This is a genomic window from Streptomyces carpinensis (assembly GCF_002154505.1).
Classification (GTDB): Bacteria; Actinomycetota; Actinomycetes; order Streptomycetales; family Streptomycetaceae; genus Streptomyces; species Streptomyces carpinensis.
Genome location: NZ_MUBM01000496.1, coordinates 669 through 23,732, shown reverse-complemented (window position 1 = coordinate 23,732; position 23,064 = coordinate 669). Strand labels below are relative to the sequence as shown.

General features: G+C 71.3%; 22 protein-coding genes. 13 read left to right on the top strand and 9 right to left on the bottom strand.

What is annotated here, in order from left to right:
• Positions 1-53: 53 nt before the first annotated feature.
• From BZY54_RS44680 to BZY54_RS44640, 9 genes are all read left to right on the top strand, one after another.
• Positions 54-992 carry an N-acetylneuraminate synthase family protein gene (locus BZY54_RS44680; RefSeq protein ID WP_086731084.1) on the top strand — a complete coding sequence of 313 codons (939 nt, stop codon included), beginning with the start codon at positions 54-56 and terminating at the stop codon, positions 990-992.
• Positions 993-1,048: 56 nt separating this feature from the next.
• Positions 1,049-2,272 carry a hypothetical protein gene (locus BZY54_RS44675; RefSeq protein WP_086731083.1) on the top strand — a complete coding sequence of 408 codons (1,224 nt, stop codon included), beginning with the start codon at positions 1,049-1,051 and terminating at the stop codon, positions 2,270-2,272.
• Positions 2,273-2,656: 384 nt separating this feature from the next.
• Complete coding sequence (locus BZY54_RS44670; RefSeq protein WP_086731082.1) at positions 2,657-3,937, top strand: amidohydrolase; 1,281 nt, start codon at positions 2,657-2,659, stop codon at positions 3,935-3,937.
• A gap of 289 nt (positions 3,938-4,226) precedes the next feature.
• Positions 4,227-5,285 (top strand): BMP family lipoprotein, encoded by a 1,059-nt coding sequence (locus BZY54_RS44665; protein ID WP_086731081.1) that lies wholly within the window; start codon positions 4,227-4,229, stop codon positions 5,283-5,285.
• Positions 5,286-5,482: 197 nt separating this feature from the next.
• Entirely contained in the window at positions 5,483-7,009 is a 1,527-nt protein-coding gene (locus tag BZY54_RS44660) for an ABC transporter ATP-binding protein (RefSeq protein WP_208640959.1), read from the top strand.
• Positions 7,006-8,139 carry an ABC transporter permease gene (locus BZY54_RS44655; protein ID WP_086731079.1) on the top strand — a complete coding sequence of 378 codons (1,134 nt, stop codon included), beginning with the start codon at positions 7,006-7,008 and terminating at the stop codon, positions 8,137-8,139. The genes BZY54_RS44660 and BZY54_RS44655 overlap by 4 nt, the downstream gene beginning before the upstream one ends.
• Complete coding sequence (locus tag BZY54_RS44650) at positions 8,136-9,422, top strand: ABC transporter permease (protein ID WP_086731078.1); 1,287 nt, start codon at positions 8,136-8,138, stop codon at positions 9,420-9,422. Before BZY54_RS44655 ends, BZY54_RS44650 begins: the two co-directional genes overlap by 4 nt.
• Positions 9,419-9,820, top strand: a complete 402-nt coding sequence (locus tag BZY54_RS44645; protein ID WP_086731077.1) for a cytidine deaminase — start codon at positions 9,419-9,421, stop codon at positions 9,818-9,820. The genes BZY54_RS44650 and BZY54_RS44645 overlap by 4 nt, the downstream gene beginning before the upstream one ends.
• A gap of 77 nt (positions 9,821-9,897) precedes the next feature.
• The gene (locus BZY54_RS44640; protein WP_086731076.1) at positions 9,898-11,181 is read left to right on the top strand and encodes a thymidine phosphorylase; all 1,284 of its coding nucleotides are present in this window, start codon (positions 9,898-9,900) and stop codon (positions 11,179-11,181) included.
• A gap of 124 nt (positions 11,182-11,305) precedes the next feature.
• On the opposite strand, the gene BZY54_RS44635 is transcribed toward BZY54_RS44640, so the two are convergent.
• Complete coding sequence (locus BZY54_RS44635) at positions 11,306-12,226, bottom strand: AEC family transporter (protein WP_086731075.1); 921 nt, start codon at positions 12,224-12,226, stop codon at positions 11,306-11,308.
• Between the two features lie 172 nt (positions 12,227-12,398).
• Between BZY54_RS44635 and BZY54_RS44630 the strand changes: the two genes are divergently transcribed.
• The gene (locus tag BZY54_RS44630; RefSeq protein WP_244217639.1) at positions 12,399-12,743 is read left to right on the top strand and encodes an STAS domain-containing protein; all 345 of its coding nucleotides are present in this window, start codon (positions 12,399-12,401) and stop codon (positions 12,741-12,743) included.
• On the opposite strand, the gene BZY54_RS44625 is transcribed toward BZY54_RS44630, so the two are convergent.
• Together BZY54_RS44625 and BZY54_RS44620 are read right to left on the bottom strand one after the other, a co-directional pair.
• Positions 12,627-13,643, bottom strand: coding sequence for a sigma-70 family RNA polymerase sigma factor (locus BZY54_RS44625; RefSeq protein WP_086731074.1), 1,017 nt, complete (start codon positions 13,641-13,643; stop codon positions 12,627-12,629). The genes BZY54_RS44630 and BZY54_RS44625 overlap by 117 nt on opposite strands.
• A 154-nt stretch (positions 13,644-13,797) precedes the next feature.
• A complete protein-coding gene (locus BZY54_RS44620; RefSeq protein WP_086731073.1) occupies positions 13,798-15,162 on the bottom strand; it encodes an MFS transporter in 1,365 nt (454 codons plus the stop codon).
• 62 nt (positions 15,163-15,224) lie between these two features.
• On the opposite strand from BZY54_RS44620, the gene BZY54_RS44615 reads away from it, so the two are divergent.
• Positions 15,225-16,196, top strand: coding sequence for a LysR family transcriptional regulator (locus BZY54_RS44615; protein ID WP_086731072.1), 972 nt, complete (start codon positions 15,225-15,227; stop codon positions 16,194-16,196).
• 6 nt (positions 16,197-16,202) lie between these two features.
• Here BZY54_RS44615 and BZY54_RS44610 read toward each other — a convergent pair whose 3' ends face one another.
• Positions 16,203-16,964, bottom strand: coding sequence for an alpha/beta hydrolase (locus BZY54_RS44610; protein WP_086731071.1), 762 nt, complete (start codon positions 16,962-16,964; stop codon positions 16,203-16,205).
• A gap of 150 nt (positions 16,965-17,114) precedes the next feature.
• Here BZY54_RS44610 and BZY54_RS44605 point away from each other — a divergent pair, with 150 nt between their 5' ends.
• Together BZY54_RS44605 and BZY54_RS44600 are read left to right on the top strand one after the other, a co-directional pair.
• Positions 17,115-18,278: an adenosine deaminase gene (locus BZY54_RS44605; protein ID WP_086731070.1), complete on the top strand. Its 1,164-nt coding sequence runs from the start codon at positions 17,115-17,117 to the stop codon at positions 18,276-18,278.
• A gap of 138 nt (positions 18,279-18,416) precedes the next feature.
• The gene (locus BZY54_RS44600; protein WP_086731069.1) at positions 18,417-18,770 is read left to right on the top strand and encodes an ATP-binding protein; all 354 of its coding nucleotides are present in this window, start codon (positions 18,417-18,419) and stop codon (positions 18,768-18,770) included.
• A 142-nt stretch (positions 18,771-18,912) separates the two neighbouring features.
• Here BZY54_RS44600 and BZY54_RS44595 read toward each other — a convergent pair whose 3' ends face one another.
• The 5 genes from BZY54_RS44595 to afsQ1 form a co-directional block, all read right to left on the bottom strand.
• Positions 18,913-19,116: a PspC domain-containing protein gene (locus BZY54_RS44595; RefSeq protein WP_086731068.1), complete on the bottom strand. Its 204-nt coding sequence runs from the start codon at positions 19,114-19,116 to the stop codon at positions 18,913-18,915.
• Positions 19,117-19,181: 65 nt separating this feature from the next.
• Positions 19,182-19,763, bottom strand: coding sequence for a VanZ family protein (locus tag BZY54_RS44590; protein WP_086731067.1), 582 nt, complete (start codon positions 19,761-19,763; stop codon positions 19,182-19,184).
• A 215-nt stretch (positions 19,764-19,978) separates the two neighbouring features.
• On the bottom strand, positions 19,979-20,614 hold the full coding sequence (locus tag BZY54_RS44585; protein ID WP_244217638.1) for a GerMN domain-containing protein: 636 nt from the start codon (positions 20,612-20,614) through the stop codon (positions 19,979-19,981).
• Positions 20,611-22,260 (bottom strand): sensor histidine kinase, encoded by a 1,650-nt coding sequence (locus BZY54_RS44580; protein WP_086731066.1) that lies wholly within the window; start codon positions 22,258-22,260, stop codon positions 20,611-20,613. The genes BZY54_RS44585 and BZY54_RS44580 overlap by 4 nt, the downstream gene beginning before the upstream one ends.
• On the bottom strand, positions 22,257-22,934 hold the full coding sequence (gene afsQ1, locus BZY54_RS44575) for a two-component system response regulator AfsQ1 (protein ID WP_037868090.1): 678 nt from the start codon (positions 22,932-22,934) through the stop codon (positions 22,257-22,259). The genes BZY54_RS44580 and afsQ1 overlap by 4 nt, the downstream gene beginning before the upstream one ends.
• Positions 22,935-23,064: the final 130 nt, after the last annotated feature.

Genomic DNA, 23,064 nt, shown 5'->3' with positions numbered 1-23,064 from the left:
CCCTCGACCTCCCCACCCAGTCCAACGAGCACAAGTAAGGGACGAATCCCACCATGAGCACCAACTCCCGCATCCGCACGCTCGGTTCGCGCGAGGCCGGCCCCGGCCGCCCCGTCTACGTCACCGGTGAGATCGGCATCAACCACAACGGCGACATCGAGAACGCCTTCAAGCTGATCGACGCGGCCGCCGAGGCCGGCTGCGACGCCGTCAAGTTCCAGAAGCGCACGCCCGAGATCTGCACCCCGCGCGACCAGTGGGACATCGAGCGCGACACCCCCTGGGGCCGGATGACCTACATCGACTACCGCCACCGCGTCGAGTTCGGCGAGGAGGAGTACCGCCAGATCGACGCGTACTGCAAGAAGAAGGGCATCGACTGGTTCGCCTCCCCGTGGGACACCGAGGCGGTCGCCTTCCTGGAGAAGTTCGACGTGCCCGCGCACAAGGTGGCGTCGGCGTCCCTGACGGACGACGAGCTGCTGCGCGCCCTGCGGGCCACCGGCCGGACGATCATCCTGTCCACCGGCATGTCGACCCCGAAGCAGATCCGCCACGCGGTGGAGGTCCTGGGCAGCGACAACATCCTGCTCTGCCACGCCACCTCCACCTACCCGGCCAAGGCCGAGGAACTGAACCTCCGCGTGATCAACACGCTGGAGAAGGAGTACCCGAACGTCCCGATCGGCTACTCCGGCCACGAGACCGGCCTGCAGACCACGCTGGCCGCCGTCGCCCTCGGCGCGGCCTTCGTCGAGCGCCACATCACCCTCGACCGCGCCATGTGGGGCTCGGACCAGGCGGCCTCCGTGGAACCGCAGGGCCTGACGCGCCTGGTCCGCGACATCCGCACCATCGAGGCGTCCCTCGGCGACGGCGTGAAGAAGGTCTACGACTCCGAGCTCGCCCCGATGAAGAAGCTGCGCCGCGTCACCGGTGTCGTCGCCGAGGCGGAGATCGCCGCGGCGGCCGGCGAGCCGGTCGCGGTGTGAGACCGAGCCTCCCGATCCCGTTACGGATCCCCAGACGACGGAACGGTCGCCCACCGATGAGCCCCCACACCCTCGCCTTCGTCGAGAGCCCGGTCCAGCTGCTGAACGTCCTGGAATGGGCGCACACCCACGGCCTCACGAGGAACGAGCGACCCAAGGAGGCGGAGTGCGCCGGACCGTCCGGCGACGGCCGGAGGCCCCTGGGCGCCGACGCGGGCGAGGACGGGGCAGGTCCCGGCGGACCGCCCGTCCTGCCGCTCGTCCCGTCGCAGACCAGGCGTGGGACGCGAAGACGGGAGGAGGCCGCGCCGCAGCTGACGGTCGTCGTGCTGTCCCCGACGGATCCGATGACCCGTGGCCAGTTGCGGCGGATGGCCGAGCTGGCCCGTGACGAGGGGTACGAGGTCCGGTGGGAGGAGGCGCGGGGCGGGGCTGCCGCTCCGTTCCAGACCATCGGCGGGCTGACCCCGTTGCTGCGGCGTGCCGAACGGGTGGTGATGGGGGATCCGTTCTCGCGGTACGTGCAGCTGCTGCTGACGATCACGAAGGCACGCGACCTCGTGGTCGTGGACGACGGCACGGCCACGATGGAGTTCGTCGCCCAACTCGCCCGCGGTGAACGGCTGGTGCGCTGGCACCGCAAGGGCGGCCGGCCCGGCCCGCGCGACCTGCTCTTCGCCCCGGTGTCGGCCGCCGCCCGCCGCCGGCTGACACCGGGCGGGAGCCGGCCGGGCCGCCGGGTGGAGGTCTTCTCCTCCATGCCGATCGACGAGTCCCCGGACGGCGTGACGGTCACGGCGAACGGCTTCTCCTGGACCCGCTCCCGCTTCGGCCCGCCCCGCATCACCACCGGCGCCGACCTCGTGGGCACCTCACTCGTCGAGACCGGCGTCGTGGACGGCGACCGCTACCTCGACGCCGTACGCACCCTCGCCGAGGCCCACGGTGCGACCCGCTACTTCGCCCACCGCCGCGAGAGCGCGGACAAGCTGCACCGGCTGGCGGTGCGGACGGGCCTGGAGGTGGTCCGCCCCGACCTGCCGCTGGAGCTGATCGCCCGGCGTGGCCCGATCGGCCGTACGGTCCTGAGCTTCCCGTCCACCGTCGTGCACACGCTGCCGCTGGCGCTGGCCGGCACGGGCGTCCGTGTCGCCGTCTGCGACATCGACCCGGCCTGGCTGACGGCGCACGCCTCGCCCCGGGCTCAGGGCTTTCTGTCCGGCGTGACGGGGACCGCCCGTGACGTGCACCGCATCGCCCGGACGGTCCAGACCGGCTGACGGCCTCCTTCCGGTCCGGCTCCGGCCGGGTCCGGCCCGTTGCCCCTTCGCTCGCCTGGTCAGCGGGGGCACGGTGAGCAGGCCGGCAGCCGTCCGCGGACCGTCCCGGGGCCGTCCGTCAGGTGAACAATTCGGGCGTGCCTCAAGTGAAGCGTGGTATGCCTGGAGAAAAGCACAGTGGGACGGGTGCCAAGGAAGTGGTGGCTGCCGCTCTCCCGGGGATTCCGTGATCCGCTCGGCCGGTCAAGACGGGCGAGTGTACCCATCCCAGCCGATAGCTATGCGCCGACGGCCGGTTTTTCTTCCCCTAACGGGCTGAAGTTTTGTTGATCGAGGGTCAGTTGACCGTCCCGGCGTCATACCCTTCAGAGGGTGAAGCAACTGATGTCCCCAGAGTCCGAGGCCGATCTCCCCGCGGAAGCCGTCCTGCCCGGCACCCTGCCGGAGGCGCTGTTCGCCGAACTCGTCGCGTTCCGTCGCGACCTGCACATGCACCCGGAGCTCGGCAACCAGGAGTTCCGCACCACCGCCGCGATCAAGGAGCGGCTGGAGGAGGCCGGGCTCGAACCCCGTGTGCTCCCGAGCGGAACCGGACTCGTCTGTGACATCGGAGCCGACGCGGGTACGGACGGCTACGGCGACGAGAGGGGCGGCCCGCTGGGAGAGGAGGGGGGCGGCCGGGCACAGGGCATCCTTGCGCTGCGCGCCGACATCGATGCGCTGCCCATCCCGGACACCAAGAGCGAGTGCCCCTACCGCTCCACCGTGCCCGACCGCGCCCATGCCTGCGGCCACGACGTGCACACCACCGTGGTGCTCGGCGCCGGGCTGGTCCTCGCCGAACTGCACCAGCAGGGGCTGCTGCCCCGCCCCGTGAGGCTGGTCTTCCAGCCCGCCGAGGAGGTGCTGCCGGGCGGTGCCGCCGAGGCCATCAAGGCCGGCGTGCTGGAGGGTGTGGGGCGGATCGTCGCCGTGCACTGCGACCCCCGGGTGGACGCCGGGATGATCGGGCTCAGGCAGGGCGCCATCACCTCCGCCTGCGACCGGCTCGAGGTCTCCCTGGACGGCCCCGGCGGGCACAGCGCCCGGCCGCATCTGACGACCGACCTCGTCACCGCCGTCGCCCGGGTCGTCACCGACGTGCCCGCGCTCGTCGGCCGCCGCGTCGACACCCGTGCCGGGCTGGCGGTGACCTGGGGACGCGTCGAGTCCGGGCACGCCCCGAACGTCATCCCGCAGCATGCCGAGCTCTCCGGGACCGTGCGCTGCCTGGACATCCAGGCCTGGCGGCACGCGCCCGACATCGTGGTCGCCGCGATCGACGAGGTCGCCAACCTGCACAAGGCCAAGTCGGAGATCAACTACGTCCGCGGGGTGCCGCCGGTCGTCAACGAACCGGAGGTGACCGAACTGCTGCGCGAGGCCATGGTGGCGCGGCGCGGCGCGGCCTCCGTCGAGGGCACCGAGCAGAGCCTGGGCGGCGAGGACTTCTCCTGGTACCTGGAGCACGTGCCCGGAGCCATGGCCCGGCTCGGCGTGCGCACCCCCGGCGAGCGGACCCTGCGCGACCTGCACCAGGGCGACTTCGACGCGGACGAGTCCGCGATCCGGGTGGGCGTTGAGCTGTTCACGGCGGCCGCCCTGCTGCACGCCGCGGCCCGATGAGCGGTGGACCGGCGAGCGGCGGCCCCTGAGGGGGCCGTCGCGCAGCCCGGCATACGACGGGAACAGGCCAGTCGCGCACTGCCTGAAATCCCCGCGAGGAACCGCCAGACCTTGAGTTCAGGCGCCGTTTGCCTCGAATCGATAACGGCTTTGGTAGAGGTCTTTTTCTGACATCTACGCGCGTTACGATGCCGAAGCCGACGCCGTCGGGGCGTCTCGGTTCGAGCACTGGAGTGGTGCTCACATCAAGCGCCGACATGGCGCTCAGGTCAGGTGAAGGAGCCTTCCCGTGCGCCGGGTAGCCAAGCTTTCCGCTGCGTGTCTCGCCACCGCAGCACTCGCACTGTCTGCCACCGCCTGTGGCAGCACGTCCTCCGAAAACGACAAGTCGTCGTCCTCCTCCTCGAGCGGTGGCAAGGGCGTCAAGATCGGTCTCGCGTTCGACGTCGGCGGTCGTGGTGACCGCTCCTTCAACGACTCCGCCGCGCGCGGTGCCGACAAGGCCAAGAGCGAGTTCGGCGGCGAGATCAAGGAGCTGACCGCCAAGACCTCGGACACCGAGGCCGACCGCGAGCAGCGCCTGTCGGACCTGGCCGAGGCCGGCTACAACCCGATCATCGGTGTCGGCTACGCGTACTCCGACTCTCTGGCCAAGGTCGCCGTGAAGTACCCGAAGACCAGCTTCGGCATCGTCGACTCGGTGGTGGACGCCAAGAACGTCGACAGCATCACCTTCACCGAGGAGCAGGGCTCCTACCTGGCCGGTGTCGCCGCGGCGCTGAAGACGAAGAAGGACCACGTCGGCTTCATCGGCGGCGTCGACGTCCCGCTGATCAAGAAGTTCGAGGCGGGTTACGTCCAGGGTGTCCACGACACTAACCCGAAGATCAAAATCGAGACGCAGTACCTGAGCCACGGCTCGGACACCTCCGGCTTCGCCAGCCCCGACAAGGGCAAGGAAGCCGCGCAGGGCATGCTCGACAAGGGCGCCGACGTCATCTACTCGGCGGCCGGCTCCTCCGGCAACGGCGCGATCGAGGCCGTCAGCGGCGCCAAGGGCGCCTGGGCCATCGGCGTGGACTCCGACCAGTACAACATCCCGGGCCTGGCCAAGTACAAGAACTCGATCCTGACCTCGATGGTCAAGAACGTCGACGTCGGTGTCTACGACTTCATCAAGGCCACCCACGACGGCAAGCCGCTGACGGGCGTCAACTCCTACTCGCTCGCCAAGAACGGTGTCTCGCTGGCCACCAGCGGCGGCTTCATCGACGACATCCAGGCCAAGCTGGACGCGGCGAAGAAGAAGATCGTCGACGGCGGCATCAAGGTCAAGACCACCCCGTGACCTGATGGGTCCCGTCGGACCCCGGCTCGACGAGGGGCCACTCCTCGGCCCCTCGTCGAGCCATAACAATGTGTCAACTCTACGCGCGTAGCAGTGAGTTGCCGCGCTAGCGTCGCCGACGCCTGCCCTCCCCCCGCAGCCCCTTTCCCCGAGGAGAGTGCGCCATCAACGCGTCCAGCCCTCCCGCTGCCGTCGAACTGCGCGGCATCACCAAGCGCTTCCCCGGTGTCGTCGCCAACCGCGACATCGACATCACGGTCCGTACGGGCACCGTCCACGCACTGTGCGGTGAGAACGGCGCCGGCAAGTCCACCCTGATGAAGATCCTCTACGGCATGCAGCAGCCGGACGAGGGCACCATCACCGTGAACGGCGAACAGGTCACCTTCCACAACCCCGCCGACGCCATCGCGCGCGGCATCGGCATGGTGCACCAGCACTTCATGCTCGCCGACAACCTCACCGTCCTCGAGAACGTCGTCCTCGGCGCGGAGAAGCTGTACGGCATCGGCTCCAAGGCACGCGCGAAGATCAAGGAGATATCCGACGCGTACGGCCTGAACGTGCGGCCCGACGTCCTCCTGGAGGAACTCGGCGTCGCCGACCGGCAGCGCGTGGAGATCCTCAAGGTTCTCTACCGCGGCGCCAAGACCCTCATCCTCGACGAGCCCACCGCCGTCCTCGTGCCGCAGGAGGTCGACGCCCTCTTCGACAACCTGCGCGAGCTGAAGGCCGAGGGGCTCACCGTCATCTTCATCTCCCACAAGCTGGGAGAGGTGCTGTCCGTCGCCGACGAGATCACCGTCATCCGGCGCGGCACCACGGTCGGCACGGCCGACCCGAGGACGACCACCACCAAGCAGCTCGCCGAGCTGATGGTCGGCAGCGAACTTCCCACGCCGGAGACCGAGGAGTCCACCGTCACGGACGTCCCGCTCCTCAGGGTGGAGGGCCTGCGACTGGCCCAGACCGACCTCGACGGCGTCGAGCGGATCGTCCTCGCCGACATCTCCTTCACCATCCACAAGGGCGAGGTCCTCGGCATCGCCGGTGTGGAGGGCAACGGCCAGTCGGAACTGGTCGAGGCCATCATGGGCATCCGCGACCCGGATGCCGGCGTCATCACGCTCGACGGTACCGACATCTCCCACGCCCCCACCCGCCGCCGCCGGGAAGCCGGCGTCGGCTACATCCCCGAGGACCGCCACCGCCACGGCCTGCTCCTCGAGGCGCCGCTGTGGGAGAACCGCATCCTCGGCCATGTCACCGAGCGGCCCAACTCGCGCGGCGGACTCCTCGACACCAAGGCCGCCCGCGCCGACACCGAGCGCATCGTCGAGGCCTACGACGTGCGCACCCCGGGCATCGAGGTGACGGCCGCCTCACTGTCCGGCGGCAACCAGCAGAAGCTGATCGTGGGCCGCGAGATGAGCCACGACCCGAAGCTCCTCATCGCCGCCCACCCCACCCGGGGCGTGGACGTCGGCGCGCAGGCCGCGATCTGGGACCACATCCGCGAGGCCCGCCGCAAGGGCCTGGCCGTGCTGCTGATCTCCGCCGACCTGGACGAGCTCATCGGGCTCTCCGACACCCTGCGGGTGATGTACCGCGGCCGCCTGGTCGCCGACGCCGACCCCGCCACCATCACCCCTGAGGAGCTCGGCTCCGCCATGACGGGTGCGGCCACCGGCCACCTGGAGCACGCAGAGGACGACCACCGATGAACAAGCTGACCCAACGGATCGACAAGGAGCGGCTGCTCCTCGGGATCGCGGCGCCGCTGCTGGCCGTCGTCGCCGCGCTCGTCGTCACGACCCTGGTGATCCTCGCCACCGGCAAGAACCCGGGCGACGCCTTCAGCGACATGGTGACCTACGGCTCCGCCAGCGACAGCCAGGTCTACATCCTGAACAAGGCGACGACGTACTACCTGGCCGGCGTCGCGGTGGCCCTCGGCTTCCGCATGAACCTGTTCAACATCGGCGTCGACGGCCAGTACCGGCTCGCCGCGTTCATCGCCGCGGTCCTCGGCGGGGCACTCACCGTCCCCGGCTGGATCGCCATTCCGCTGATCATGCTGTGCGCCATGGCGACCGGCGCTCTGTGGGCGGCCATCGCCGGCCTCCTCAAGGTGACGCGCGGAGTGAGCGAGGTCATCTCGACGATCATGCTCAACTCCATCGCCACCGCGATCATCGCCTACCTGCTGCAGCCCGGAAAGCTCGGCCAGCTCGACCAGGCGGGCACCCTCGTCTCCACCAAGCCGCTGCCCACCTCGTCGTACTTCTTCAGCATCGACACCGGACCGGCCGGCGTGCTGTGGGGCTTCATCGTCGTCGCCGTGATCGTGGGCGTCGGGTACTGGTTCGTGCTCGGTCGCACCCGGTTCGGCTTCGACCTTCGCACCGTCGGCCAGTCCGAGACGGCCGCCGCCGCGAGCGGTGTCGGGGTCAAGAAGATGGTCGCCACCAGCATGATCATCTCCGGTGCGGTGGCCGGTCTGATCGGCATGCCCACCCTCCTCAACGACAGCCACCGGTTCAGCAACGACTTCCCGGCGGGTATCGGCTTCACCGGCATCGCCATCGCGCTGCTCGGCCGCAACCACCCGATCGGCATCGCGCTCGGCGCCCTCCTGTGGGGCTTCCTGGAGCGCACCACCAACCACCTGGAGTTCCAGGGCTACGACAAGGAGATCCTCGGCGTCATCCAGGGCGTCATCGTCCTGTGCGTCGTGATCGCCTACGAGGTCGTACGGCGATACGGCCTCAAGCGCCAGCAGCAGCGGGTCGGTGCCGAGCTCGCCGCCCAGGCCGCCGCCCCGACCGAGAAGCAGCAGGAGGTGGCGCGATGACTGCCACGATGACCGACACGCCGCCGCCCGTGGCGCCCAAGGCGGACACCGCGGGCAAGGGTTCGGGCCGCTCCCTCGGCCAGATGCTCATGATCGTCGTGGGCGCACTGCTGCTCGTGGCCGCGGTCCGCGTCATCACCGGCGCCGACCAGCTCACCTCCGACGGACAGATCAGCGCCGCGCTCGGCCTGGCCGTGCCGATCGGCCTCGCCGGCCTGGCCGGCCTGTGGTCCGAGCGGGCCGGTGTGGTCAACATCGGCCTCGAGGGCATGATGATCCTCGGCACCTTCGGTGCCGGCTGGATCGGCTGGCAGTCCAGCCCCTGGCTGGGCCTGCTGTGCGGCATCGGCTTCGGTGTCCTGGGCGGCCTGGTGCACGCCGTCGCGACCGTCACCTTCGGCGTCGACCACATCGTCTCCGGTGTCGCCATCAACCTGCTTGCGCTCGGCGCCACCCAGTACCTCGCCAAGCTCTTCTTCTCCGAGGGCAAGGCGGCGGACGCGGGCGGCAATCCCAAGCAGTCCCCGCCCTCGGACTCGCTGCCGAACATCGACGTGCCCGGCCTCTCGGACGCCCTCCAGTCGATCGAGAAGCACCACTGGTTCCTGATCTCCGATCTGGCGGGGATCCTCGGCGGACTGGTCACCAACCTGTCCGTGGTGACGGTCCTGGCGGCGGTGCTGTTCGTCGCGAGCTGGTGGCTGCTGTGGCGGACCCCGTTCGGTCTGCGCCTGCGCTCCTGCGGCGAGAACCCGATCGCCGCGGAGTCGCTCGGCGTCAACGTCTACAAGTACAAGTACGCGGCCGTGGCCGTCTCCGGCGGCCTCGCCGGACTCGGTGGCGCCTTCCTCGCGCTGGTCACCTCCCACATCTACCTGGAGGGCCAGACCGGCGGCCGCGGTTACATCGGTCTTGCCGCCATGATCTTCGGCAACTGGCGACCCGGCGGACTGGCGATGGGCGCGGGGCTGTTCGGCTTCTCGGACGCACTGCAGCTGCGCAGCGGTGGCGTGACCGTGCACGCGCTGCTGCTCCTCCTGGTTGTTCTTCTCGCGGCTCTCGCCGGCTGGAAGCTGTACCGCAAGGCCCTGTGGCAGGGTGTGACCAGTGCCGTCATGGCCGCGCTCGTTCTGGTCTGGTACCTGCTCACGGACGAGGTGCCGGGCGACTTCGTGGGTGCCACCCCGTACGTCGTCACGCTGCTGGTGCTGTCGCTGTCCGCTCAGCGGCTGCGGATGCCCAAAGCGGACGGCATGCGGTACCGGAAGGGACAGGGCAAGTGACGGACGCGACGACGGTCGACTGGGCGGCACTGCGCGAGGAGGCGCGTGCGGCGATGTGCCGCGCCTACGCGCCCTACTCGGGCTACCCGGTCGGCGTCGCCGCCCTGGTGGACGACGGCCGCACCGTCACCGGCTGCAACGTGGAGAACGCCTCCTACGGTCTCGGCCTGTGCGCCGAGTGCGGACTGGTCTCGCAGCTGCAGAACACCGGCGGCGGCCGGCTCACCCACTTCACCTGTGTCGACGGCCGCGGCGACATCCTCGTGCCGTGCGGACGCTGCCGTCAGCTGCTGTACGAGTTCGGCGGGCCGGACCTGCTGCTGGAGACCCCGGCGGGGATCCTGCCGCTGTCTCAGATGCTCCCGCAGGCCTTCGGGCCGGACCACCTCAGCAAGTAACGACCGCGGCCCCTCTGACCCGCCCTTCGCGGCTCAGGGGGGCCGTCCCCTTCGCACCCCGGAAGGAAACCGACCCCATGGCCATGGACGCCATCTCCGTCATCCGCACCAAGCGGGACCGCGGCGAGCTCAGCGACGAGCAGATCGACTGGGTCATCGACGCGTACACCCGTGGGGAGGTCGCCGACGAGCAGATGTCCGCGCTCGCGATGGCCATCCTGCTCAACGGCATGGACCGCCGGGAGATCGCCCGCTGGACCGCCGCGATGATCGCCTCGGGCGAGCGCATGGACTTCTCCTCGCTGTCCCGTCCCACGGCGGACAAGCACTCCACGGGCGGCGTCGGCGACAAGATCACCCTGCCGCTGGCCCCGCTGGTCGCCGCCTGCGGCGCGGCCGTCCCGCAGCTGTCCGGCCGGGGCCTCGGCCACACCGGCGGCACGCTGGACAAGCTGGAGTCGATCCCCGGCTGGCGGGCGCTGCTGTCCAACGAGGAGATGCTGCGCGTCCTGGACGAGGTCGGCGCGGTGATCTGCGCGGCGGGCGACGGCCTCGCACCCGCCGACAAGAAGCTCTACGCCCTGCGTGATGTGACCGGCACGGTCGAGGCCATCCCGCTGATCGCCTCCTCGATCATGTCGAAGAAGATCGCGGAGGGCACCGGCTCGCTGGTCCTGGACGTGAAGGTCGGCACCGGCGCGTTCATGAAGACGATCGAGGACGCGCGGGAGCTTGCGTCCACGATGGTCGGCCTCGGTACGGACCACGGCGTGAGGACGGTGGCCCTGCTCACCGACATGTCGACGCCGCTGGGCCTGACGGCGGGCAACGCCCTTGAGGTCCGCGAGTCGGTGGAGGTCCTGGCGGGCGGCGGCCCGGCGGACGTGGTGGAGCTGACCCTGGCCCTCGCGCGGGAGATGCTGGACGCGGCCGGGCTGAAGGACGCCGACCCCGCCAAGGCCCTGGCCGACGGATCGGCGATGGACGTCTGGCGCCGCATGATCGCCGCCCAGGGCGGCGACCCGGACGCGCCCCTGCCCACCTCCCGGGAACAGCACGTGGTCAAGGCCCCGTCGTCGGGCGTCCTGACCCGCCTCGACGCCTACGACATCGGCATCGCCGCCTGGCGCCTGGGCGCGGGCCGCGCCCGCAAGGAGGACCCGGTGCAGGCGGCGGCGGGCGTGGAGCTGCACGTCAAGCCCGGCGACACGGTGACGGCGGGTCAGCCCCTCCTGACCCTGCACACCGACACCCCCGAGCGCTTCGAGTACGCGCTCGAGGCGGTGGAGGGCTCCTACGGCATCGCGGCGGGCGACACGGAGTTCACGGCGTCGCCGGTGGTGCTGGAACGCATCGCCTGACCTGCCGTACGGGTGAACGGGATCGGTGCACCCGCGCCGGTCCCGTTCGGCATGCCGGGGTCGGTGACGCTCCGATCGGAGACATGATCGACACCAGCGAGTTCGGCGGTGGACAGATACCCCGTCACCCCAACAGCGCCGCCACCCCCACCAACACCGGTACCGACAGGATGGTCGACAGCAGGATCGACTCCTGGGCCAGCGACTCGCCCACCCCGTAGCGGCCGGCGTAGGTGAACAGGTTCTGGGCGGCCGGCAGGGCCGAGGTGACCACCACGTCGAGCAGTCGGGCGCCGTGCAGCCCGAATACGCCCGCCGCCAGCGCCCAGGCCACCACCGGCTGGCCCACCGACTTCAGCGCCACCGACAGCAGCACCAGGTGGCGGTCCCGCCCCCGGCCGGGGGCCGCGCTGCCGCGCAGGGCGATGCCGAAGGCCAGCAGGACGGCCGGGACCGACATGTTGGCGATCAGCGTGAGGGGCTCGATGACCGGGCCGGGCACGCGCACACCGGTCGCCGAGACCAGCACACCGCTCAGGGCGCCCACCGCGACCGGGTTGCGCAGCGGCGTGAGCAGGCGCTGCCACAGGGGACCCTTCTCTCCCGCGCCGGACAGGTCCAGGACCGTCAACGCGATGGGCGTCACCAGGATCTGCTGGAACAGCAGCACTGGAGCCACCAGCGAGGCGTCCCCGAGGACATACGCGGCGATCGGGATCCCGAGGTTGCCGGAGTTCACGTAGCTCGAGCACAGGGCGCCGATCGTGGTGCGGCCCACGCCCCAGCGCCGTACCGCGCCGAACGCCACGAAGACGCCCGCCGCTGCCGCCGTGCTCATCGCCGTCACCAGCAGCCGGCTGGAGAAGATCACCGACAGGTCGGCCCGGGCGAGCGTGGTGAACAGCAGGGCCGGGGTCGCCACGTGGAAGGCCAGCTTGGTCAGCACCTCCTGGCCCTGGTCGCCGAGGTAGCCGCGCCGCCCGATCACATAGCCGACCCCGATCACGACCGCGATGACGGCGAACCCGGTCAGCACCCCTTGCACGCGGCCCCCTCGGCGGGCGGGAGGAGGCCGTCGGGTATCCCGGGCGGTGCTGATGCATGGGGCATGCAGTCACCCTCCGGGGAAGGAGGGCGACGGGTCAATGTGATCTCCGGCGGGTCGCACCGCTGCGATGAGTTGTCGTCCGTCGGGGGGTCTACCGATTGTGGACGCCATGACACCCGCCGTGCTCGTGCTCGCAGGCCCCGTCACCCGGGACGAGGTGAGAGGGCTGTGCGACGACGTGCGTGGGCTGCTGGAGGCGACCCGGGCCGGGGTCGTGGTGTGCGACGTGGGCGGACTGGGACCGCCGGGGCTGGGCACCGTCGACCTGCTGGCGCGGCTGCAGCTCGCCGCCCGGCGGGCCGGGGGCCGCATCCGGCTGCGCGACCCCGACCCCGCGCTACACGCCCTGCTCGCCCTGGTCGGCCTCACCTTCGAGATGGAGGGGCAGCCCGAACAGCGGGAACCAGCGCTGGGTGTCGAGGAAGCAGTGGAACCCGGCGATCCGGCCGTCTGATATCTCCAGCACCTGCACTGCCCACGGCGTGAAGCCGCCCTTGTCGGGGTCCGGCTTGTACTGGGCGAAGCCCGGTAGTCCGTTGGCCCGCACCGGCAGCAGGCGGGAACCCGCGCAGGCCGCGCCGAGCGTCGTCATGAAGCCGGTGATGTCGGAGGAGCCGGTCAGCCACAGGTCGAACGGCGGCATCGTCATGACCGCGTCCTCGTGCAGCAGCGCGGTCAGCGCCGTCATGTCGTACCCCTCGAACGCCTTCACATAGCGCTCGAGGAGTTTGAGCTGCTCCTCGTCGAGCGGGTCGGACACATCGGCGACGGCGCCCCTGTCCTCCCGCTCGGCGAGCGTGGCACGCGCCCGCTGCAGGGCGCTGTTGACCGAGGCGACCGTCGTCCCGAGCAGCTCGGCGACCTCGCTCGCCTTCCAGGCCAGCACCTCGCGCAGGATCAGCACCGCCCGCTGCTTGGGCGGGAGTTGCTGCAGCGCGGCCATGAAGGCGAGCCGCACGGACTCCTTGGCGACCGCCGCCTCCGCCGGGTCCTCGGCCGTCGGCAGGACCCGGCCGTCCGGCATCGGCTCCAGCCATGTGTTGTCCGGGCGGGGCGCGAGTGCCGCCTGGGCCAGCGGCGTCGACTCCGTCAGATCCATCGGCCGGGCCCGCTTGTTGCCCGCCGTCAGCATGTCCAGGCACACGTTCGTCGCGATGCGGTACAGCCACGAGCGAAGGCTGGAGCGGCCCTCGAACCGGTCGTGGCTGCGCCAGGCGCGCACCAGGGTGTCCTGCACCGCGTCCTCGGCCTCGAAGGACGAGCCGAGCATGCGGTAGCAGTAACCGGTCAGCTCGACCCTGTACTTCTCCAGCTCCGCGTCGAGGTCCGCCGTCGTCGCCGTGCCGTTGCTCATCGTCGTCCACCCACCCCTGTGGCCGTTCTGTCCGGTGCGCGTCGTCGCGCCCGGCATTTCGGAAGCTACCGCAGCCCACTGACAACGGCCCTCGGAGCGGAGGAAACGGCAGGTCGCGGGCGTGGCGGCCACGCCCGCGACCGAGTTCGCGCGGCTACGCCGTCGCCGGGTTGCGCCGCGCCGCCAGCCGGGCCGCGCGCGAGCCGAGCAGCGTGATCGTCACGACGCCCAGCACCGCCAGCAGGCCCACACCGACCGTTCCGGCCCAGCCCTGGGCGTGGAAGGCCATCGCGCCGACCGTGCTGCCGGCGCTGGAGCCGATGTAGTACGCGGACTGGTACAGGGCGGAGGCCTGGGCGCGGCCGTGTGTGGCGGTCTTGCTGACCGCCGAGGAGGCGACCGCGTGCCCGGCGAAGAAGCCCGCCGTGATCAGGACCAGGCCCAGCAGCACGAGGGCGACCGAGTCCACCACCGACAGCAGCAGTCCCGCCGCCGTCGTGGCACCCGCCAGGTACAGGGCGCCCCTGCGGCCCAGCCGCCCCACCAGCCGGCCCGCCGTCGACGCCGACACCGTGCCCACGAGATACACCAGGAAGATCGAGCCGACGATGCCCTGGGGGAGCGAGAAGGGCGCCTCGGTCAGCCGGTAGCCGATCACCGTGTACACGCCGCCGAACACCGTCATGAACAGCGCGCCGATCGCGTACAGGCGGCGCAGCAGCGGGTCGGCCAAGTGGTCGCGGACCGTGCCGGCCAGCACGCGCGGGCGCAGCGAGCCCGGCCTGAAGTGTTTCGGCGCCGGCAGCAGCAGGCGGAAGGCCGCGGCGCAGAGCACCGCGATCACTCCGACGACCCCCACGGCGACCCGCCAGCCCCACTCCTGGGCGACCCAGCCGGTGACGACCCGGCCGCTCATCCCGCCCACGCTGTTGCCCGCCACGAACAGACCGATCGCCGTGACCAGTGCCTTAGGGCGGACCTCCTCCGCCAGATACGCCTGCGCCGAGGCCGGCAGTCCCGCCAGCGCCGCGCCCTGCAGCGCCCGCAGTACCACCAGCGCGCCCAGCGACGGAGCGAACGGCACCAGCAGGCCGAGGGCCACCGCGACCGCCAGCGAGGCCGTCATCACCGTACGGCGGCCGAAACGTTCCGACAGCGCGCTCATCGGGAGGACGAAGAGTGCCAGGCCACCGGTCGCCGCCGCGACCGTCCAGCTCGCCTCGCTCGCCGCCACCCCGAACTCCCCGGAGATCAGCGGCAGCAGAGCCTGCGTGGAGTACAGCAGCGCGAAGGTCGCGACACCGGCCAGGAAGAGGGCGAGGCTCATCCGGCGGTAGCCGGGGCCGCCCGGGGTCATCCGGGAGTCGGCGGAAGGTGTCCGGTCGGAGGCGGCCGGAGCCGGACCGGCGGTGGACCGGGCCGGGCGGGCGGTCGAGCGGACCGGGCTCGTTGCGGCAGCTGTGCGGACGGCGGGTGCGGCGCCCACGACGGTGGACGCCCCGGTATCGGCGGGAGACATGCTTCGACCGTAGGAACGACGGCCTCATCCGTCCAATGCATGGAATCGCCATAATCGTTCCCATGGTGCATCAGCAAAGGTCACAAGGTCGACTGTCACCGTCCGGTGACACAGAAGACATCGAAAAGAGCGGTGAGGAGGTCGCGCGTCTGCTCGCACCCCGTCTCGCCCACTTCGCCGGCGTCGCCCGCACCGAGCACGTCACCCGGGCCGCGCAGGAGATGCGGGTCCCGCAGTCCACCCTCTCCCGCGCCCTGGTCCGGCTGGAACAGGACCTCGGTGTCGACCTCTTCGCCCGCCGGGGCCGGACCGTCTCCCTCACCCCCGCCGGCCGCACCTTCCTCGCCTCCGTCGAGCGGGCCCTCGCCGAGATCGAACGCGCCGCCGAGGAGGTGCGCGCCGACGCCGACCCGGCCACCGGAAAGGTCGCCTTCGGCTTCCTGCACACCATGGGCGCCGAGACCGTGCCCGGACTGATCCACGCCTTCCGCGCCGACCACCCCCGCGTGCGCTTCAGCCTCGTCCAGAACTACGGCGAGGCGATGCTGGAGCGGCTGCGCGCGGGCGAGCTGGACCTGTGCCTGACCTCCCCGGTGCCGGACGCCCCCGACCTCGTCGCCCGCCGCCTCGACGAGCAGAAGCTGCGCCTGGTCGTACCCGCCGAGCACCGGCTCGCCGGCCGCCGCCGCGTCCGCCTCGCCGAGGCCGCCGAGGAGGCCTTCGTGACCCTGGAGCCGGGCTACGGACTGCGCCGCATCACCGACGCGCTGTGCCGCGAGGCCGGCTTCAAGCCGAAGGTGGCCTTCGAGGGCGAGGAGACCGAGACCCTGCGGGGCCTGGTCGCCGCCGGGCTCGGGGTGGCATTGCTGCCCCCGCCGCCCGTACCCCGGCCCGGGGTGGCCGAACTGACGGTCACGGCCCCGCGCGCGGCGCGCGAGATCGGTGTCGCCTGGCTGGAGGGCCACCCGGACACACCCCCGGTGGCCGCGTTCAAGAACTTCCTGCTGTCGCGGCGCGGCAGGCTGCTGCCGTAGGGGCGGCTATCCGCGCAGCGACGTGCCGAACCCGGCCGCCAGCGGCATCCGCAGCCCCAGTGGCGGGGGAGCGGCGAGCGCGTCCTGGAGGGGCCGTGACAAGGGCCGACCGAACAGGGCGCCCATGACGAAGTTTGTGGCCAGCGCGGAGACCTCGTCGCGGTACTGGCGCAATCCGTGCCCGTCGGCGTGCACTTCGAACCGGCACCCGTCCCGGTTCGCCTTCTTCGCCCGCGCCGCGAACCGGAAGGACAGCTCCGGGTCGGTCCGCACGTCGTTGGTGCCGTGCACGATCAGCACCCGGCGCCCGACGAGCTGCTTCACCGGTTCGGGGGAGGCGGCCACGTCCTCCTCGGGCAGCCAAGGAGCGATCGCCACCACCGAGTTGACGGCCTCGTGCCCGCCCGCGTGCAGCGCCGCCCGGCCGCCCATGTCGAGGCCGGCCAGGCACACCGGGACGTCGCCGTAGCGCCGCACGATCTCCTCGACCGCCCATGTGGCGTCCCGGGCGAGATGCGCCTCGCTGCCGTTCCAGCCGCGGTAGCGGTAGTGCACCACGTGCGTGGCCAGGCCCTCGTCACGTGCCGCGCGGACCAGCCGGCGCCCGAGCGCGCGCATGGAGGCGCTGGCCAGCACCGAAGAGGGCCTGCGGGCCGAGACCTCCCGGCCGCCCGGGAGCAGCAGCACCGCTCCGCTCACCGCCGTCGGCTCCGGGCCGAGCGTCCTCCCCAGCCGGGCCGTGCGAACCGGCGTCGCTTGCTGTGCCATGACAGAACAGTGTCAGAAGCACCGGTGTACGCCACCCGTCCGTGCGGTCACCGTTACGTATCGACGGATGTGTACACGGCGGGAACCGGCCATCTGCCGCACGCTCCCGGAACGGCGGACTTCTACGCGCGTAGGCGTTAGAGTGCGGAAATGACGAGCCAGACTGCCCACCTGGGGAACACCCCGAGCTCGGACCAGATCCGCCGGGCGCCCAAGGTTCTGCTGCACGACCACCTCGACGGCGGACTCCGCCCCGGCACCGTCGTCGACCTCGCCCGCGCGTCGGGCTACTCCCAACTCCCCGACAACGACCCCGACAAGCTCGGCCTGTGGTTCCGCGAGGCCGCCGACTCCGGTTCGCTGGAGCGGTACCTGGAGACCTTCTCCCACACCGTCGGTGTCATGCAGACCCGGGAGGCGCTCGTCCGCGTCGCCCGCGAGTGCGCCCAGGACCTCGCCGAGGACGGCGTCGTCTACGCGGAGGTGCGCTACGCCCCCGAGCAGCACCTGGAGGGCGGACTGACCCTGGAGGAGGTCGTCGAGGCCGTCAACGAGGGCTTCCGGGAGGGCGAGCGGCTCGCCCTCGCCGACGGCCGGCGCATCCGCATCGGAGCCCTGCTCACCGCCATGCGGCACGCGGCGCGCGCCCTGGAGATCGCCGAACTCGCCAACCACTACCGCGACTCGGGCGTCGTCGGCTTCGACATCGCCGGCGCCGAGGCCGGCTACCCGCCCACCCGGCACCTGGACGCCTTCGAGTACCTGAAGCGGGAGAACAACCACTTCACCATCCACGCCGGGGAGGCCTTCGGCCTGCCCTCCATCTGGCAGGCCCTGCAGTGGTGCGGCGCCGACCGGCTCGGCCACGGGGTACGCATCATCGACGACATCCACGTCCAGGAGGACGGCACCGTCACCCTCGGACGACTCGCCTCCTACGTCCGCGACAAGCGCATCCCCCTGGAGCTGTGTCCCAGCTCCAACCTCCAGACCGGCGCGGCCACCTCCTACGCCGAGCACCCGATCGGGCTGCTGCGCCGCCTGCACTTCCGTGCCACGGTCAACACCGATAACCGGCTCATGTCGCACACCAGCATGAGCCGGGAATTCGAGCACCTTGTCGAGGCATTCGGTTACACGCTCGACGACATGCAGTGGTTCTCCGTCAATGCGATGAAATCAGCGTTCATTCCTTTCGATGAACGACTGGCCATGATCAATGACGTGATCAAGCCCGGATATGCGGCACTGAAATCCGAGTGGCTGTTCCAGCAGACCGCCTCCACCAGCGGTTCTGTGGCCTCGGAGGGCTGAACTCGGGACTTCGGGCGAGAGCCGGGTGCGGACGGTTTTCACAAGCCGTCCGCATTTCGGTGTTTGCGGCCGGCGGCCGGGCGTGTTTACGGTCGTGGACCGCTCAGTTCCCCGTTTTCCAGCCAAGGACGCATTTTCATGAAGCAGTCTGCCGTCAAGACCCTCGGTGTCGCCGCCCTCGGTGCCGCTTTCGCTGCCGCCGGCGCGGGCGCCGCGAACGCCGCGCCGGCCGTCCCGGACGCCGGCCAGGCGCTGGGCAACGTCACCCAGGCGCTCCCGACGGAGAACGTCGCCAACGCGCTGCCGGGGGCCGGTCCGGCGCTGAAGCAGGCCAAGCCCACGGTCGAGACGGGCCTCGCCGCCGCGCAGCCGGTGGCCCAGAGCATGCTCGAGCACGGCCCGACCAAGCCGGTCGCCGGGCTGCTCGGCGGACTGCCCGTCCAGGGCCTGCCCACGCACGGTCTGCCGGTGAACGGCCTCCCCGTGGGCTGAGCACCACCCCGCACCACCCACCGACGCCGACACGCCGCCGGGGCGCACCCCTTGCTTCAGGGTGCGCCCCGGCGGCGTGCGTGCTCCGGCGTCCGAGCGCCCGCGGCGCCCGAGTCCGTCGTACGTTCGGTGGCGTGCGTGGCTACCAGGCCGTGCGGGCCGCCTTGTCCTCCGAGGGCAGCAGGATCCACAGCGCGAGGTAGACCAGGAACTGCGGGCCCGGCAGCAGGCAGGACAGCAGGAAGATCACCCGCATCGTCGTCGCGGAGGTGCCGAAGCGCCGAGCCAGCGCGGCGCACACTCCGCCGATCACGCGGCCGTTGGTGGGGCGGGCAAGGGCGTTCATCTGTTGCCTCCGTGGGCTGTCGGTGTGCGGGGGGCTCCCCGTCGGCTCCCCGTCTGACATCCACGCTACGGAGACGAAGGGGGCAAAGCGTCGCTCCACGGAGCGATCCCGACCCTGGGAATCGTCGGGGTCCGACCCTGAGCCGGCTCCTCCTGCCGTACCCCCGGCACCTTCCGCCGCCCGGTCCTGCGGCGGAGACGGGAGCGGACCGCCGGGACGACCGCGAGATGCGCGAGGGCCACGCCCACGGTGTTCAGCAGCAGCGTGTCGACGTCCACGACCCGTCCGGGCACGCCCGTCTGCAACAGGGCGATGCCCACGGATATCAGGGCGCCCGCCGCGACCGTGCGCACCAGCGACGCGACCGGGGAGGGGCAGAGCCTGCCGTGCGCCAGCGGCAGCAGCACGCCCAGCGGGGCCAGCAGGGCGAGGTCCTCACCGATGCGCCGGACCGCCTCGGGCCAGCCCAGCGCCAGATCGGCGCGGACGGTGGCGAGGGGGCGCAGGTTGGCCGGCATCACCCAGGGGACGTCCAGTGGACGCAGCATCAGCCAGGCGACGAGCGCGAGGTGGGCGATGAGGAGAACACCCGCGGTCACGCGGATGCGGATCGCGGCGCTGCCGCCGATGGAGCCTTGACGCTGCACGCCCCCCAAGACGCGCCTTTCGGCCCGATCGGTTCCGTCACCCTTCTCGTGGCTCGGCTCGCCTCCGGGACGCCGAAGCCTGTGTCGAGGGGGCGAACGTGCTCAGGCCTTCGGGCCTCCGCGCGTTCGCCCCCTCGACACAGGCGCGCTCCTTCGGCTCGCTCGCCGCGCAGGGCGCCGTCCGTTCGTCGGGCGCCTTGAAGCGCCGTCGTGGGTCAGCCGTCCGTGGCCTCCGTCGACGGCGGCCTCGTCGTGCCGGGCCGGGACCGGAGCTGGTCGGTGCACTCGTAGCGGCGCAGCCGCGAGTCATCGGGGCCGCCGAGGACCACCGAACCGTTCCCCTCCGCGGCGGCCGAGTCGGACAGCGTGCAGACGATCTGCGCGAGGGCGTACGGATTCAGGCCGCTCGGATCCGTGCTCAGCCGGAGCGTGTCCTCGGGGTCCTTGGGGTGCGGCCCGGCCACGGTCAGGCCGCTCGGGACGTGCGTGGTGTACCCGGCCGCCTTCTCGGTCGCCGACGGAGGGGTGGCGAGCTGGTTCAGCAGCCCCTGTGCGACGATCACACGCCGCCGCGCGTCCGCCGTGCCCTCCGGCACCCGCACCACGCGGTCGACGGCCACCAGCGACGAGCCGCACAGCAGGAACACCTGCACGGGCACCCCGTGCGAGGTCTGCGTCGTCAGATCGGGCCCGGACAGCGAGCAGGGCACCCGCGAGGGCGCGGCGCCGAAGTCGGTGGGCACCTCGGTGGGGCGGATCCCGCACCCGGCGAGCAGCAGGGCCAGGGCGGGAAGCGCCAGCAGGCGACGCTTGACGGGCACCCGGCGTCCCCGTCCGTCGTGTGCCGTCACCGGGCGCCCCCCTTCGGGCTGCCGTTCCGGCCGCCGTCCTTCGCCGTACCGGCGCTCTCGCCGCTGCCGTCGCCCTGGTTCCTGCCCTTGTCCTCGCCGTTCCCGTCGCCCTCCGTCGTCTGCTCGGCGAGCGCGGAGGCGTCCCGGGGCAGCCGCAGCGTGAAGACCGCACCGCCCTCGGGCGAGTTGCCCGCCGTGATGTCGCCGCCGTGGATGTGGGCGTTGTTCAGGGCGATGGACAGGCCCAGGCCGCTGCCCTCGGAGCGGGGACGGGAGGCGCTCGCCTTGTAGAAACGGTCGAAGACGTGGGGGAGGACGTCCTCGGGGATGCCGGGACCGTGGTCGCGTACCTGGATCACCACCTCGTCGTCCGCCTCCCGGACCGACACCCGTACCGGCGAACCGCCGTGCTTGAGGGCGTTGCCGATGAGGTTGGCGAGAATGACGTCCAGACGGCGCGGGTCCAGGCGGGCGTGGATGCCGCGCTCCGCGTCCAGCTCCACCGCGTCCAGCCAGGCGCGGGCGTCGATGCAGGCGGTGATCTGGTCGGCGACGTCGACGTCGTCCAGGACCAGCCGGGCCGTCCCCGCGTCGAAGCGGGTGACCTCCATCAGGTTCTCGACCAGGTCGTTCAGCCGCCGGGTCTCGCTGACCACGAGCCGGACCGCGGGCTCGATCATCGGGTCGATGCCGCCGCTCTCGGAGTCCAGCTCCTCCTCCAGCACCTCCGTCACGGCGGTGATGGCGGTCAGCGGCGTGCGCAGCTCATGGCTCATGTCCGCCACGAAACGGCGGGAGGCATCGTCACGGGCGGCCATGTCCGCCACCCGCTTCTCCAGCGCCTCGGCCGCGTTGTTGAACGTGCGGGAGAGGTCGGCGAGTTCGTCCGTGCCGGACACCCGCAGCCGGGTGTCCAGCTTGCCCTCGCCGAGCCGGCGCGCGGCCACGCCCAGGCGGTGCACCGGCTTCAGCACGGTCGTGGCGGCTGCCTGCGCCAGCAGCGCGGCACCGACCAGCGCCAGCGCGGTGGCGATGCCCAGCGACCACGCCAGCGAGTTCAGATCCTTGGCCTCCGGCTCCAGCGACTTGAGCATGTAACCGGTCGGACCACCGCCGATCACCCTCGTCCCCGCCACCAGATACGGCGTGCCGTGCTCGGTGACCCGCTGCCAGTACAGGTGGTACGGGGCCTTGTTGGCCGAGGAGACCGGCTGCTCCTTGTTCACGGCGGTGAGCAGCGACCGGGGCACGTCCTTGAGCGAGAAGCCGCTCAGCCCGCCAGAGCTGCCGTACACCACCCGGCCGTCCGCGTCCTGGCCGGCCAGCAGCACACTGAAGCGCTGACTGCTGCCCGCCATCTGTCCGGCCGTGCGCTGCAACTGGTCCTGCGTGGGGTGCACCGGCAGCGCGCCCGCACGGTTGTGCATCTCCTGCTGGAAGTCGCGCAGCACCGCGTCCTGCGTACGGGTCAGCACGGCCTCGCGGTTGAGCCAGTACGCGATCCCGGACGCGGACACGGCGGCGGTCAGCGCCACCAGCGCGAAGACGACGACCAGCCGCAGTCGCAGACTGGTGAACCGCAGCCGGGACAGACTTCCCTTGCGCCCAGAGGCCCATCCCCGGAGCCCCCCGTGCCGATCCGTCACTGAGGCGCGTCCAGGCGGTAACCGACTCCGCGCACGGTACGGATCAGGGTCGGGGAGGACGGTACGTCCTCGACCTTGGCCCGCAGCCGCTGCACACAGGCGTCCACGAGCCGCGAGTCACCGAGGTAGTCGTGCTCCCAGACCAGCCGCAGCAGCTGCTGCCGCGACAGCGCCTGGCCGGGGCGCCGGCTCAGCTCCAGGAGCAGCCTGAGCTCGGTCGGGGTCAGCTGGAGGTCCTCGCCGTTCTTCGTCACCGTCATCGCCGCCCGGTCGATGACGAGGCTGCCGAAGGTCGCCGAGTCGTTCGCCTCCCGCTCGCCGCGCCGCAGCACGGCCCGGATCCGGGCGTCCAGCACCCGTCCCTGCACGGGCTTGACCACGTAGTCGTCGGCACCGGACTCCAGGCCCACCACCACGTCGATGTCATCGCTGCGCGCGGTCAGCAGAATGATCGGCAGCTGGTCCGTGCGCCGGATGCGCCGGCACACCTCGAACCCGTCGATGCCGGGCAGCATCACGTCCAGCACGATCAGGTCCGGCCGCTGCTCGCGCAACAGCTTCAGACCGTCCTCACCGCTGGCAGCGGTGGCCACCCGGTGCCCCTGGCGCGTCAGTGAGAGCTCCAGGGCCGTCCGGATGGCGTCGTCGTCCTCGATCAGCAACAGGGAAGGCACGGGCCTCATTCTGGCCCATGCGGGGGCCGGGTTTCGACACCTGGAGCGCTCCCACACATCTCCCACGAATGACGACCGTCACCAAAGACCCCTGTGACAGGTCTGTGACAGTCGGCGGACACGGCCATGA

Coding starts and splice junctions, on each gene's coding strand:
- BZY54_RS44610 (WP_086731071.1), bottom strand. CDS start 16,964: ATGGCACAGCAAGCGACGCCGGTTCGCACGGCCCGGCTGGGGAGGACG.
- BZY54_RS44680 (WP_086731084.1), top strand. CDS start 54: ATGAGCACCAACTCCCGCATCCGCACGCTCGGTTCGCGCGAGGCCGGC.
- BZY54_RS44655 (WP_086731079.1), top strand. CDS start 7,006: ATGAACAAGCTGACCCAACGGATCGACAAGGAGCGGCTGCTCCTCGGG.
- BZY54_RS44620 (WP_086731073.1), bottom strand. CDS start 15,162: ATGTCTCCCGCCGATACCGGGGCGTCCACCGTCGTGGGCGCCGCACCC.
- BZY54_RS44650 (WP_086731078.1), top strand. CDS start 8,136: ATGACTGCCACGATGACCGACACGCCGCCGCCCGTGGCGCCCAAGGCG.
- BZY54_RS44605 (WP_086731070.1), top strand. CDS start 17,115: ATGACGAGCCAGACTGCCCACCTGGGGAACACCCCGAGCTCGGACCAG.
- BZY54_RS44615 (WP_086731072.1), top strand. CDS start 15,225: ATGGTGCATCAGCAAAGGTCACAAGGTCGACTGTCACCGTCCGGTGAC.
- BZY54_RS44595 (WP_086731068.1), bottom strand. CDS start 19,116: ATGAACGCCCTTGCCCGCCCCACCAACGGCCGCGTGATCGGCGGAGTG.
- BZY54_RS44670 (WP_086731082.1), top strand. CDS start 2,657: ATGTCCCCAGAGTCCGAGGCCGATCTCCCCGCGGAAGCCGTCCTGCCC.
- BZY54_RS44600 (WP_086731069.1), top strand. CDS start 18,417: ATGAAGCAGTCTGCCGTCAAGACCCTCGGTGTCGCCGCCCTCGGTGCC.
- BZY54_RS44675 (WP_086731083.1), top strand. CDS start 1,049: ATGAGCCCCCACACCCTCGCCTTCGTCGAGAGCCCGGTCCAGCTGCTG.
- BZY54_RS44640 (WP_086731076.1), top strand. CDS start 9,898: ATGGCCATGGACGCCATCTCCGTCATCCGCACCAAGCGGGACCGCGGC.
- BZY54_RS44630 (WP_244217639.1), top strand. CDS start 12,399: ATGACACCCGCCGTGCTCGTGCTCGCAGGCCCCGTCACCCGGGACGAG.
- BZY54_RS44625 (WP_086731074.1), bottom strand. CDS start 13,643: ATGAGCAACGGCACGGCGACGACGGCGGACCTCGACGCGGAGCTGGAG.